The following is a 12,141-nucleotide window of genomic DNA, read 5'->3' as shown; positions in this document are numbered from 1 at the left end:
AGGTGATGTCCCGCCTGCATGTTCCGCAAATTCGTAGTAACCGCATCCGTTTTATATGACAAAAGAAGGAGGACTACAGATGAAACTGACACCGGTTGAACAAGAGAAATTGCTCATTTTTGCAGCGGGGGAATTAGCCAAACAGCGAAAGGCGCGGGGCGTTCTGCTGAACTATCCTGAGGCTGCCGCTTATATCACCTGCTTTATCATGGAAGGCGCACGTGACGGAGAGGGAGTAGCGGAGCTGATGGAAGCTGGCCGCCATGTGTTAACGGAAAAAGATGTGATGGAGGGTGTGCCTGAGATGCTGGACAGCATTCAGGTGGAGGCCACATTTCCGGACGGAGTGAAGCTTGTCACGGTACATCAGCCAATTTCTGCGGAGGTGAAGTCATGAAGCCGGGAGCATTCCAGATTGCTGAGGGAACGATTACGATTAATGAAGGCCGCGAGACACGGGAGGTAGCGGTAAAAAACACCGGATCACGCTCCATTCAAGTCGGCTCGCATTTTCATTTTGCAGAAGCCAACGGGGCATTATCATTTGACCGCGAGCAGGCGATCGGCATGCGCCTTGATGTCCCATCAGGCACGTCGGTCCGTTTTGAGCCGGGCGAGCAGAAAACGGTCACGCTTGTGGAAATCGGAGGACGAAAGACAATAAGAGGCCTGAATGCAATGGCCGACACGTTTATCGATGAACGCGGCAAAGAAAAAACGTTAGCCAACTTAAAACAAGCCGGCTGGATGGAGGGTGTAATCCGATGAAAATGTCACGGGAGCAATATGCGGAGCTGTTTGGCCCGACAACGGGCGATAAAATCAGATTGGGCGATACAGATTTATGGATCGAAGTCGAAAAGGATTTCACTGTATATGGTGAAGAAATGATCTTTGGCGGCGGAAAAACGATCCGGGACGGCATGGGCCAAAACGGCAGAATCACAGGGAAAGACGGCGCTTTGGATTTGGTCATCACCAACGTCGTGCTCTTGGATTATACAGGCATTGTCAAAGCGGATGTCGGTGTGAAAGACGGCCGGATTGTTGGCGTCGGAAAAAGCGGCAACCCTGATATCATGGACGGAGTCGATCCGCATATGGTCATCGGTGCCGGTACAGAGGTGATTTCCGGTGAAGGGAAAATTTTAACAGCCGGAGGAGTGGACACGCACATTCATTTTATTTGTCCTCAGCAGATGGAAGTTGCACTTTCTTCAGGTGTGACGACCCTTTTGGGAGGCGGAACAGGCCCAGCTACAGGAAGCAAAGCGACAACATGTACGTCCGGCGCGTGGTATATGGCAAGGATGCTGGAAGCGGCAGAGGAGTTTCCGATCAATGTCGGATTCTTAGGGAAAGGGAATGCATCCGATAAAGCGCCGCTGATCGAGCAGGTGGAAGCAGGCGCCATCGGCCTTAAGCTTCATGAAGACTGGGGCACGACGCCTAGCGCCATCAAAAAGTGTATGGAAGTCGTGGATGAGGCTGATATTCAAGTCGCCATTCATACCGATACGATTAACGAAGCGGGTTTTCTGGAAAACACGCTCGACGCGATCGGGGACCGGGTCATTCATACTTATCACATTGAAGGAGCCGGCGGCGGCCATGCCCCGGATATTATGAAGCTCGCCTCTTATGCTAACATTCTGCCGTCATCCACAACGCCAACCATTCCTTATACCGTTAATACGATGGATGAGCATCTTGATATGATGATGGTCTGCCACCATTTAGATGCGAAAGTGCCTGAAGATGTGGCGTTCAGCCATTCAAGAATCAGGGCTGCGACCATTGCGGCAGAGGACATTCTCCATGATATCGGCGCGATCAGCATGACATCATCGGATTCCCAAGCGATGGGGCGGGTCGGAGAAGTGATCATCCGAACGTGGCAGGTAGCTGACAAAATGAAAAAGCAGCGCGGGGCTCTTGCCGGCGAAAACGGAAATGACAATGTGCGCGCAAAACGCTACATTGCCAAATACACGATTAATCCAGCGATTACTCACGGGCTCAGCCATGAAGTCGGTTCGGTGGAAAAAGGGAAGCTTGCTGATCTCGTTCTGTGGGACCCGGTATTTTTTGGCGTAAAGCCGGAACTGGTTTTAAAGGGCGGCATGATTGCACGTGCGCAAATGGGAGATCCGAACGCATCCATCCCGACTCCGGAACCGGTGTTTATGCGGCAAATGTATGCGTCTTACGGAAAAGCCAATCGCTCAACCTCCATTACATTTATGTCACAGGCAAGCATAGAGCTGGGTGTGGCGGAAAGCTTAGGGCTGGAAAAAAGAATTTCTCCTGTCAAGAATATCAGAAAGCTGAGCAAGCTGGATATGAAATTGAACTCAGCTTTGCCGAAGATCGAAGTTGATCCAAAAACCTATCAGGTCTTCGCTGACGGAGAGGAACTGTCTTGCCAGCCTGTCGATTATGTTCCGCTTGGACAAAGATATTTCTTATTCTGACAAGACGCGGCCGGGGTGCATCCGGCCGTACTATTGACTCAAAACGGTGCACAAAAACCCCGCATTTAGTGTATATTAGATGTTGACAAACGAATTAAATGTAACTATTATAGTTACAACGGTGGTGAAAAACATGATTAACAGCCGTCTTGCTGTTGCCATTCATATTTTATCCCTCATTTCGATGGATGAAAAAACATCTTCAGAAATCATTGCTGACAGCGTCAACACGAATCCGGTTGTCGTGCGAAGAATGATCAGCCTGCTGAAAAAGGCGGATATTCTCACATCACGCGCCGGGGTGCCGGGTGCAAGCCTCAAAAAAGATCCGGCTGATATTTCTCTATTAGAAGTATATCGGGCTGTCCAAAAGCAAGAAGAACTCTTTGCGGTTCATGAGAATCCGAATCCGAAATGTCCGGTAGGGAAAGAAATTCAGAACGCACTGGATGAAACATTTGAAAGTGTGCAAAAAGCGATGGAAAATGAATTGGCAAGCAAGTCATTAAAAGATGTTATGAATCATCTCTTTTAATCAAAAGGGATGACTTCTCACCGCCAACATGTAACTAAAATTGTTACAAATAAGGAGGAAATGAAAAATGAAAATTGGAATTATCGGAGCAAGCGGAAAAGCAGGAAGCCAGATTTTGAAAGAAGCGAAAACAAGAGGGCATGAAGTGACTGCCATCGTTCGGACCGCTTCAAAAGTACAGGAACAGGACATAGCGATTTTGGAGAAAGATGTGTTTGAACTGACTGCAGAAGACATCAAGCCTTTCGACGTGGTCGTAAACGCATTTGGAGCAGCGCCTGGCCAGGAACATCTTCATGTTGAAGCAGGCAGAGCCCTAATCAGCATCTTAAAGGATGCAAAAAACACAAGATTGCTTGTCGTCGGCGGAGCAGGAAGCCTGTTTGTTGATGAAGCCAAAACAACCCGTTTAATGGATACGCCAGAATTCCCGAAAGAATATCTGCCGACTGCATCAAATCAAGGGGAGAACCTGAAAGACTTGCAGCAGACAGACTCCATTTCTTGGACGTTCCTCAGCCCTGCGGCATTTTTTGACCCGGCAGGAAAACGGACAGGTTCTTACCAAAAAGGAAAAGACAATGTCATCGTAAACGCAAAAGGCGACAGTTATATCAGCTATGCAGATTATGCCATTGCCGTATTGGATGAGCTTGAACATCCGGCACACAAAAATGAACGCTTCACAGTGGTAAGCGAAGCGGAATAATAAAAAAACCCGGAGTCCGCTCCGGGTTTTTCTGATTAATAGCTGTACGTATTATAATCGCTGAAAAGGCCGTCAGCAATCCCAAGCATTAAAAAGATGAAGAATGCGATAATCGCAAGAATGGATACAGCAATGCTCACGATTAAATAAATCCCTTGCATCTTTACAAACTTCGCATAATTCTCCAGCATTAAGTCTTCAGATTGTCCGCTATTGTGTTCAGCCATTTGGCCTGCTTCTTTAGCTGACCGCATCAAAAAGATTCCGGAAATAATTTGCAGTACGCCCGGCACGGCACCGATAAGAAAAAAGAACGCGCCTGACAGCGCGGTAATTGCGCCCATAATAATAAATAAAATGCCTGTTGCTTTTCCCCATTTTGAAATGCTAATGAGGGTTTTGTTCATGGTTTCAGGATTCATGTACACTGGCTCCCCTTTACAAAAAAATACTCACTTTTCTTTTATACACTATTTGTGAGAAGTTTTGTATATAGAAAAAAATATTTTAGGGATTGACCCTGACGCAGCGTAATTGTTTACGATAAAAAAGGAGGAGGCGGCAGTTATGAAATACCAAGTCAAACAAGTGGCAGACATAGCGGGCGTCAGCATTCGGACGCTTCATCACTATGACCATATTCAGCTCTTGAATCCTTCAGCGCTTACTGACGCAGGGTATCGTTTATATAGTGATGCAGATCTAGAGAGGCTCCAGCAGATTTTATTTTTCAAGGAAATCGGCTTTCGTTTGGAGGATATTAAAGAGATGCTTGATCATCCGGACTTTGACCGGAAAGCGGCACTTCAGTCGCAAAAGGATATATTGATGAAGAAAAAACAAAGAATGGAAGATATGATTCAAACGATTGACAGCACGCTTCAGTCCATCGAGGGAGGAGAACATATGAATAAGAGGGATTTATTTGCGGGATTCAGCATGAAAGACATTGAGGAGCACCAGCAGACATATGCTGATGAAGTCAGAAGGCTGTATGGAAGGAAAATCGCAGAAGAAACAGAGACAAGGACATCTGCATATACGGCAGACGATTGGCGCGTGATCATGGCTGAATTTGATTCGATTTACAGACGAATTGCGGCGAGAATGGAGCACGGGCCTGATGATGCAGAGGTCCACGCCGCTGTGGGGGCGTTTCGTGACCATATTTGTCAATATCATTACGATTGCACACTCGACATTTTCAGAGGACTTGGGGAAGTGTATATCACTGACGAACGATTTACTCATTCAATTAATCAATATGGAGAAGGCCTTGCCGCTTTTTTGCGGGAGGCGATGATCATTTACTGTGACCATCAGGAAAAACCCCGGCCGTAAAGGCCGGGGTTTTGGCACATCTTATAAGATCGGCGACAACAGCCGCGAGACGGATTCTTTAATTCGAATCCACAAGGAGCGCTGCAGATATTCCTCATAGGTGTATTTTTTGGATACGAGCAAATCTTCTTTAAATGTAGAAACCAGTTTTTTAGCAATGGTGATATCGTAAATAAATGCATTAACCTCAAAATTCAGCCTGAAGCTTCGGACATCGATGTTTGCTGTGCCGACTGATGCAATTTCGTCATCCACTACGATGGTTTTCGCGTGAATAAAGCCATTATCGTAAATATAGACAGTGGCTCCGGCTTTCAACAGATCGCCGATGTACGAGAGTGTCGCCCAGTATACAAAGGCATGATCAGGCTTGTTCGGGATCATAATGTTGACGTCAATGCCTGACAGGCACGCGATCCTTAAAGCATCCAGCAGGCTTGCGTCCGGAATAAAATAAGGCGTTTGGATCAAAATGGAACGCTTGGCATTCGAAATCATTTTAATGTAGCCATTTTTAATTTGTTCCCATTCGGAATCCGGTCCGCTCGTGACAATCTGCATCCCGACGTTGCCTTTCGGGCCATAATCAGGAAAGTGATTCGGAATATATGTCAGCGTATGGCGATGGGAAGCTTGGTTCCAGTCAAGGATGAATCGTGTCTGGATGGCGTGCACGGCCGTTCCCTGCAGTCTGATATGCGTATCACGCCAATAACCGAATTTCGGATTAAGCCCGAGATACTCATCTCCGACGTTAAATCCGCCTACATAACCGGTCATTCCGTCTATAATGACAAGCTTTCGGTGGTTCCGGTAATTCAGCCGCAAGTTAATCGGCCTGAGTTTTGAAGGGAAAAAGACCTCCACATGCCCGCCGGCCTCGCGGAGCTCTTTAAAAAACTTTTTTCGCAGCGTTCTGGACCCGAGTTCATCATATAGCACTCTGACCTGAACGCCTTCTTTCGCTTTTTGGATGAGGGCGTCCCGTAATTTTTTGCCTAATTCATCACCTTTATAAATATAATATTGTAAGTGGATATGATCCTTAGCCTTTGAAATGTCATTCAGCAGCCGCTGAAACTTATCCCGTCCATCTGTGATCACGTCAACTGAATTATCCTCGGTGAACACAGCATGGTTATTCATGATAAGCATATAGATTAAATCTTTGTTATCAAAGGTTGCCCGGTTGTTGAACTGAAATTGCTTGGTTTCTAAATCTTCAAGCTGATGCTTCAGCAGCTTTTCGATGCCGATCTTTTTTCGGTCCTCCCATTGAAACAAATGCTTGCGCCTGAGATTATGGCCGAATAACAAGTATAAAATAAAGCCTAAAACGGGAATAAAGAAAAGAACAAGCAGCCACGCCCAAGATGCGCTGGCATCGCGCCGTTCTTTGAAAATGACAATGATGGCCAAAAGAATATTCAAAATGAAAAAAAGTGATAAAAGGATGGAAGAAATACTCACTTTGTAACCCCGCTCATTCATATTTATCAAGAAGATTGCCATTAGTATTCCATGAATAACAGCGATCTGATTCCCATTACAAATTATAACACTCACATTTTAAAAGAATAAAGAGCGGCGAACCAGATTCTTCGTGAAAAATACGGGCAGATTTCTTTAAAACCAGCTTGCACCTGCGTTAAAATAAGCACATATGATAACGTTCGTGAAGCCTTGCAACATCAAATAAAGGGGGAGGATTACAATGAACTTTTACAGAGTCGAACAAATGCCGGGGTTCATTAAAACCGAAATGCAAAAAATCCAAAAGGCCGTACAGCCTTTCATGAAAAAAACTGTCATGTACCGTTTTCTTGCTTTTCCGCTTGCTGCATTCTCTCTCTTTAATTTGGCTGCTTTTCTATTTCACGCTTCTGCTGACAGGGAGTCCCTGATCAGCGCAGGCATATTTGCGCTTCTGGCAGCGCTCGGCCTGGCATTTTTCAAAGAAGCAGGCTATCAGCATAAACAAATCCAAAAAACGGTTCACATCTATATGCTGAACAGGATCAAAAAGAGCGAAATCCTTTCAGAAGAGCGGAAAGACTCCTATACGCGCCAGATTAAGGAAGAACCGTTTGCGATGCGGAGTTTTGTGGAATTTTTGACTGAGGAAGACAGACGCAAGAAAATGCAATTTTAAAAAAGAGCTGAACACCAGAACTGCACCCCGATTTGCTGAACAGATCAGGGTGCAGTTTTTTTATGATCATATATTCTCTAGTTCTTTAAAGCGGAGAGGGCGAGTATGTTCACAAAGAGGCGGTATATAAACTATATAGAATCCCATCTCAGCGGTGTTCCTGCTGCAATATGTTTCTTAGCTGTTCTGCCGATAATGACATCATAGAATTTTGGTTCCAACCCATAACCGGGTCGTACGACCTTAATATTGTCTTTTGTGAAAATCTCTCCGGCTTTTATATCTTTTTTTACATAAATAGAGCGGCGGAATTTAAGCGAAGCTTTTTCCTCGTCAGTGGGTCCGTACGTTATCTGTCCTAATGCTTGCCACGCCCTTCCAGTTTCAACGACAAGCTCCTTCAGTTCGGAGGGTTCCAGTGAAAAGGCAGAATCTACGCCGCCATCAGCTCTTGATAAAGTGAAATGTTTCTCAATCACAGTTGCGCCTAGGGCGACACTAGCGACAGCAACTCCTGTTCCCATTGTGTGATCCGATAAGCCGACTTGGCAATTGAATAATTCTTTCATATGAGGGATCGTAGAAATATTGGTGTTTTCCGGTGATGCCGGGTAGGTGCTAGTGCATTTTAGAAGTATTAATTCTTTACAGCCGGCTTCTTTGGCGGCCCTTATTGATTCATCAATTTCTGCTACTGTAGCCATTCCGGTTGAAATGATAATAGGCTTACCAGTAGCAGCAACCTTTTTGATAAGAGGGATATCGGTATTTTCAAATGAAGCGATTTTATATATAGGCACACCCAAGTCCTCCAAAAAGTCGACAGACGATTCATCAAATGGCGTACTCAAAGGGATCATTCCAAGTTCCCGGCATTTATCGAAGATTGGTTTATGCCATTCCCATGGGGTGTACGCTTGTTGATATAATGTATAGAGCGTTCTGCCGGACCAGAGACTATTCTCATCCTCAATTTTAAAATCTTTCGTATTCATATTTAATGTCATGGTGTCAGCGGTATATGTTTGTATTTTCAAAGCGTGTGCACCTGCTTTGGCCGCTTCTTCTATAATGTTAAAAGCGCGCTCTAATGATTGATTATGGTTCCCAGACATTTCAGCAATGATAAACGGAGGATGATGCGGCCCGATTTTTCTTCCTTCTATATTGATTTCGTTCATTTTTGCACCTCCTTCTATTTACAGTGATATCAGCCATTCAGCAAAGGACTTAGATCAAGTGATTTTTTTTCAGATCATCAGTTCATTAAAATTTGTATCAAGGTCTTTTTTATCTATTCCTCTTTCAGCTAATTTCTTCATCACTTTCGGTTTTTCCGCTATCCATTCTTCCTTTAAAAGACCGTATCTGATTACATCAAGATAGTTGTTATTCCTTACGATATGGTTTCGGAAATGACCTTCTTTGCTAAAACCAAGTGATTGGTGATATGACAAGCTTTTTTCGTTATTCGACAGGACTTCTCCGTATACTTTCTCAACCTCTAACTGTTGAAACGCCCATTCTAATGCTAAAAATCCCATGACAGAACCGGAGCCTTTTGGACTCTGGGCCTCTCCGATGTAAAAACCCCAATAGCAGTGGTTATTTTTATGGTCAACATCTTTAAAACTCACAAAGCCGGTGTCTGTATGATCAATTGTAAAGATAAAATAATGTTCTGTTTTGGAGGAATTCACATTCTTGAACCATTGCTGATGCTGTTTTTCAGTAATGATTTGGTCGTTATACATTGATTGCCTGATTCTTTCATCGTTCCGCCAACGGAGAACTGTGTCTAAGTCTTTTTCTTTTAATGTCCTAAGGGAGTATTTGAACACAGATTTATCCCTTCCTTACTTTAAAATTTCGAATAAGAGATTTTGGCGCTTATCCATATTTCCTTCTAGAAGCATGCGGGCTTTTTTTGACATTTGTATTAATGACGAGGGGTTATTTGTCATTTCGTTAATGGCGGAGGCGATATCGGATTCCTTGACTGATTCTTTAGGCCCCAGATATTGAATAGCACCTAATTGATCAAGCGTTTGAGCGATCAGTTCTTGATTTTCAGCGACGGTGATTACGATGGCTGGAAGGCCGAGAAAGCAGCGCTCCCAAGCAGCAGTTCCGCCCGCACCTATTGCAAGGTCGGCATTGTACATTAATTCTGCAATATGATTCACTTGGCAGTGAAAGCTGCAGAAAGCATGTTTTTTGCAAATGGATTCAATTTCATTCTTATGGGTATTGGTATTTCCAATCACGATGTCCAGCTCAATATCAGGGAGGTTAAGCTGCTTAAAGGCATTAATGGCCTTTTTCGTTTCATTGGTGGGATCAGTGCCTCCAAAAAAGACAAGAATCTTTTTTACACTTCCATCGCAGTTTTTGTTACTGGGATGAAATGAATAAAATTCGTCTCGCAATAAGACGTATTCCGGTCCTAAAAATTGTTTGCAGCTTTTGGGGACCAAATTGACATAACGGTCTTCATAATGAGGATAAAGATTCTGGTCTAATAAAATATCACAATCATGTAAACGATCAGCCAGGTCATCAACCACCATCATTTTTTTCACATGTTTTTTCACTTTCATCTCCCAATTGATATCAATTGCGTAGTGATCAATGATAAGGAGGGAGATTTCCTTGTTCATGTCTTTAATCGCACTAATGGTTTCAGCTGAGTCAACATGCCAAGGGACACCAAGCCAATCAGAATGGGGAGTTGCTTTAGGAATGAAAACATTCTTTTTAGGTTCTGAGAGCATAATGAGATCAAACTGCTGCGCGCGAATCACCTCAGCTAGATGACCCTGTAAGTTTCGGCAAACAAATGTAATATTAGCTCCCTTTTTACGCAAAGCATTAGCAAGCGTGAGGCACCTCATGACATGACCTGTGCCTATTTCAATTGAAGCATCTGTTCTGAAAAGAATGTTCATAACAGCACCTCATCATCACTTGTATTTGTCATTGTTGTCATTAAAGATTTCTTTTTGTTCTATTCGGGCGTTGAGTAAAGACCACTCCGGAAACGTGTTCAATAATGCTAATGTATCCTCTAAGCTAAAGTCAGGTTTAGTTGGATATAGTTTTTCAATGATTTTTTTGATTAATAAAAAGTCTTCAGGTGTGTCCACAGTCCATCTATGCTGTTTCTGATTTTCGGTATAGGTGATATTAGCCAATTTGAACCGGCCGGGATTCAGGAAAATAAAGGGTGTCACGTGTTCCCGTTCATGTTCAAGACTGGACTCGGCATGAGCCTTCTCTAACGACGAAGCTGAAAAAACTTCTATGTCCATACCGCGGGGATATGTTCTATTTAAAGTGTTAGACACATAATCATATTGGCCATTTGAATCTAGATAAAATTTAATTACTTTGTCAATGACACGATGATCAATAATAGGGCAGTCAGAGGTTAAGCGGACGATCGTTTCCGCTTTGCTTATTTTTGCAGCTTCGTAATATCTTGATAAGACATCATTTTCTGACCCACAATAATAAGTAAGAGATAATCTCTTACTTAGCTCAACAATTGGTTTATCTATCGCATTTGTCGTTGTGGCGATCACAATATCATCAATAAGTGCCGCTCTTTTTATTCTTTCAATTTGATATTCAAGCAGAGGTTTATTCAGAACTTTTTTTAATACTTTGCCTGGCAATCTGCTGGACCCCATCCGTGCTTGGATAATAGCCGTTACTTTCAACTGATCACCTCCTACGAATAAAAATCTACTACTTTTTTTAATGCTTTGATCACGTCATCTGCATCTTTTTCGTTCATTGATTGAAACAGAGGTAAGGTGATAATTCCTTTATAAAGGTTTTCTGCATTTGGACATAGGCCGGCTTGATAACCTAAACGTTGATAGTAAGGGTGTAAATAAACAGGTATATAATGAACATTAACTCCTATATTTTCCTGTTGCATAGCGTTGAAAATATCATCGCGATTTCCTTTTAGCTGATCCAGCTTTAAGTTGATAATATAAAGGTGCCAGCTTGAAGTTGAGGCTGCATCTTGACTTGGGAGATGAATGTGGGAGATGGTTTTTAACTTTTCGTTATAGATCCTGGCAAGATGATTTCGTGTTTCAATAAAATCATCTACTTTTTTCAATTGGCTGATCCCTAATGCAGCTTGGATATCTGTCATCCGATAATTAAAACCAAGGAAGTGCATTTCATAGTACCACGATCCGTGGTCTTGTGATAATTTTTTAGGATCACGGGTTATACCGTGACTGCGGAATTGGAGCAGCTTCTCATAATAAGTTTTATTATTCGTCGTTATCATTCCGCCCTCGCCTGTTGTAATATGTTTAACAGGGTGGAAACTAAACATTGTCATATCACTGATTGAACCGATTTTTTCACCTTTATATGAAGCGCCTAATGCATGTGCAGCATCTTCAATGACGATCAAGTTATTGGCTTTTGCGATTTTTTGAATCCGATCGTGATTCACCGGCTGTCCTGTGAAGTCTACTGGTATAATGGCCTTTGTTTTTGGAGTGATCAGCTTTTCGATAGAATCAGGGTCGATATTGTATGTGAGCGGGTCAATATCTGCGAAAACCGGTTTGGCGCCCATGTACAAAATACAATTGGCGCTTGCCGCAAATGTGATGGGTGTAGTAATGACTTCATCTCCCTGTGAAATTCCCGCAGCAAAGCAAGCTGCATGCAAAGCAGCAGTTCCGCTGGAAAATGCAACAGCATAGCTGCTGCCAGCATATTCAGCGACTTTTTGTTCGAATAAGTCAATTGTTGGTCCCGTCGTCAAATAGTCTCCTCGTAAAACATCGACTACAGATTGGATATCTTCTTCATCCAGCCATTGTCTGCCGTATGGAAGATAAGAATCTCTGACGGGCTTACCGCCTGTAATTGCCAATTTATTCTCACTTGTCAT

General features: G+C 43.4%; 14 protein-coding genes. 7 read left to right on the top strand and 7 right to left on the bottom strand.

The window, feature by feature from the left end:
* Positions 1 to 79: 79 nt before the first annotated feature.
* The 5 genes from ureA (at position 80) to M1M80_RS19100 (ending at position 3,718) form a co-directional block, all read left to right on the top strand.
* Positions 80 to 397 carry an urease subunit gamma gene (gene ureA / locus M1M80_RS19120; RefSeq protein WP_060399693.1) on the top strand — a complete coding sequence of 106 codons (318 nt, stop codon included), beginning with the start codon at positions 80 to 82 and terminating at the stop codon, positions 395 to 397.
* On the top strand, positions 394 to 768 hold the full coding sequence (gene ureB, locus M1M80_RS19115) for an urease subunit beta (protein WP_060399692.1): 375 nt from the start codon (positions 394 to 396) through the stop codon (positions 766 to 768). Before ureA ends, ureB begins: the two co-directional genes overlap by 4 nt.
* Positions 765 to 2,474 carry an urease subunit alpha gene (gene ureC / locus M1M80_RS19110; RefSeq protein ID WP_060399691.1) on the top strand — a complete coding sequence of 570 codons (1,710 nt, stop codon included), beginning with the start codon at positions 765 to 767 and terminating at the stop codon, positions 2,472 to 2,474. The genes ureB and ureC overlap by 4 nt, the downstream gene beginning before the upstream one ends.
* Before the next feature lie 133 nt (positions 2,475 to 2,607).
* Positions 2,608 to 3,009, top strand: coding sequence for an Rrf2 family transcriptional regulator (locus M1M80_RS19105; protein WP_060399690.1), 402 nt, complete (start codon positions 2,608 to 2,610; stop codon positions 3,007 to 3,009).
* A gap of 67 nt (positions 3,010 to 3,076) precedes the next feature.
* Positions 3,077 to 3,718: an NAD(P)-dependent oxidoreductase gene (locus tag M1M80_RS19100; RefSeq protein ID WP_060399689.1), complete on the top strand. Its 642-nt coding sequence runs from the start codon at positions 3,077 to 3,079 to the stop codon at positions 3,716 to 3,718.
* Between the two features lie 35 nt (positions 3,719 to 3,753).
* Here M1M80_RS19100 and M1M80_RS19095 read toward each other — a convergent pair whose 3' ends face one another.
* Positions 3,754 to 4,140 (bottom strand): DUF5362 family protein, encoded by a 387-nt coding sequence (locus tag M1M80_RS19095; protein ID WP_019259711.1) that lies wholly within the window; start codon positions 4,138 to 4,140, stop codon positions 3,754 to 3,756.
* Positions 4,141 to 4,285: 145 nt separating this feature from the next.
* On the opposite strand from M1M80_RS19095, the gene M1M80_RS19090 reads away from it, so the two are divergent.
* Positions 4,286 to 5,059: a MerR family transcriptional regulator gene (locus M1M80_RS19090; protein WP_060399688.1), complete on the top strand. Its 774-nt coding sequence runs from the start codon at positions 4,286 to 4,288 to the stop codon at positions 5,057 to 5,059.
* 21 nt (positions 5,060 to 5,080) lie between these two features.
* On the opposite strand, the gene cls is transcribed toward M1M80_RS19090, so the two are convergent.
* Positions 5,081 to 6,529, bottom strand: coding sequence for a cardiolipin synthase (gene cls, locus M1M80_RS19085; RefSeq protein WP_060399687.1), 1,449 nt, complete (start codon positions 6,527 to 6,529; stop codon positions 5,081 to 5,083).
* A 244-nt stretch (positions 6,530 to 6,773) separates the two neighbouring features.
* On the opposite strand from cls, the gene M1M80_RS19080 reads away from it, so the two are divergent.
* Positions 6,774 to 7,211 (top strand): DUF5392 family protein, encoded by a 438-nt coding sequence (locus M1M80_RS19080; protein ID WP_003235711.1) that lies wholly within the window; start codon positions 6,774 to 6,776, stop codon positions 7,209 to 7,211.
* 131 nt (positions 7,212 to 7,342) lie between these two features.
* Here M1M80_RS19080 and pseI read toward each other — a convergent pair whose 3' ends face one another.
* From pseI to pseC, 5 genes are all read right to left on the bottom strand, one after another.
* A complete protein-coding gene (gene pseI / locus M1M80_RS19075) occupies positions 7,343 to 8,392 on the bottom strand; it encodes a pseudaminic acid synthase (RefSeq protein WP_060399686.1) in 1,050 nt (349 codons plus the stop codon).
* Between the two features lie 69 nt (positions 8,393 to 8,461).
* On the bottom strand, positions 8,462 to 9,052 hold the full coding sequence (gene pseH / locus M1M80_RS19070) for a UDP-4-amino-4,6-dideoxy-N-acetyl-beta-L-altrosamine N-acetyltransferase (protein WP_060399685.1): 591 nt from the start codon (positions 9,050 to 9,052) through the stop codon (positions 8,462 to 8,464).
* A 15-nt stretch (positions 9,053 to 9,067) separates the two neighbouring features.
* Positions 9,068 to 10,159 (bottom strand): UDP-2,4-diacetamido-2,4,6-trideoxy-beta-L-altropyranose hydrolase, encoded by a 1,092-nt coding sequence (gene pseG / locus M1M80_RS19065; protein WP_060399684.1) that lies wholly within the window; start codon positions 10,157 to 10,159, stop codon positions 9,068 to 9,070.
* Positions 10,160 to 10,174: 15 nt separating this feature from the next.
* Positions 10,175 to 10,933 (bottom strand): cytidylyltransferase domain-containing protein, encoded by a 759-nt coding sequence (locus M1M80_RS19060; RefSeq protein ID WP_060399683.1) that lies wholly within the window; start codon positions 10,931 to 10,933, stop codon positions 10,175 to 10,177.
* 11 nt (positions 10,934 to 10,944) lie between these two features.
* Complete coding sequence (gene pseC, locus M1M80_RS19055) at positions 10,945 to 12,141, bottom strand: UDP-4-amino-4,6-dideoxy-N-acetyl-beta-L-altrosamine transaminase (protein WP_060399682.1); 1,197 nt, start codon at positions 12,139 to 12,141, stop codon at positions 10,945 to 10,947.

Origin of the sequence: Bacillus inaquosorum (genome assembly GCF_023238325.1) — a bacterium.
In the GTDB taxonomy this organism is placed as follows: domain Bacteria; phylum Bacillota; class Bacilli; order Bacillales; family Bacillaceae; genus Bacillus; species Bacillus inaquosorum.
Note: the sequence above shows the minus strand (reverse complement) of the source record. Positions and strands in the feature narration are given on the sequence as shown.

Excerpts from the sequence above, each read along its gene's own strand:
- ureA (WP_060399693.1), top strand. The coding sequence starts at position 80 with ATGAAACTGACACCGGTTGAACAAGAGAAATTGCTCATTTTTGCAGCG.
- ureB (WP_060399692.1), top strand. The coding sequence starts at position 394 with ATGAAGCCGGGAGCATTCCAGATTGCTGAGGGAACGATTACGATTAAT.
- ureC (WP_060399691.1), top strand. The coding sequence starts at position 765 with ATGAAAATGTCACGGGAGCAATATGCGGAGCTGTTTGGCCCGACAACG.
- M1M80_RS19105 (WP_060399690.1), top strand. The coding sequence starts at position 2,608 with ATGATTAACAGCCGTCTTGCTGTTGCCATTCATATTTTATCCCTCATT.
- M1M80_RS19100 (WP_060399689.1), top strand. The coding sequence starts at position 3,077 with ATGAAAATTGGAATTATCGGAGCAAGCGGAAAAGCAGGAAGCCAGATT.
- M1M80_RS19095 (WP_019259711.1), bottom strand. The coding sequence starts at position 4,140 with ATGAATCCTGAAACCATGAACAAAACCCTCATTAGCATTTCAAAATGG.
- M1M80_RS19090 (WP_060399688.1), top strand. The coding sequence starts at position 4,286 with ATGAAATACCAAGTCAAACAAGTGGCAGACATAGCGGGCGTCAGCATT.
- M1M80_RS19080 (WP_003235711.1), top strand. The coding sequence starts at position 6,774 with ATGAACTTTTACAGAGTCGAACAAATGCCGGGGTTCATTAAAACCGAA.
- pseI (WP_060399686.1), bottom strand. The coding sequence starts at position 8,392 with ATGAACGAAATCAATATAGAAGGAAGAAAAATCGGGCCGCATCATCCT.
- pseG (WP_060399684.1), bottom strand. The coding sequence starts at position 10,159 with ATGAACATTCTTTTCAGAACAGATGCTTCAATTGAAATAGGCACAGGT.
- pseC (WP_060399682.1), bottom strand. The coding sequence starts at position 12,141 with ATGACAAGTGAGAATAAATTGGCAATTACAGGCGGTAAGCCCGTCAGA.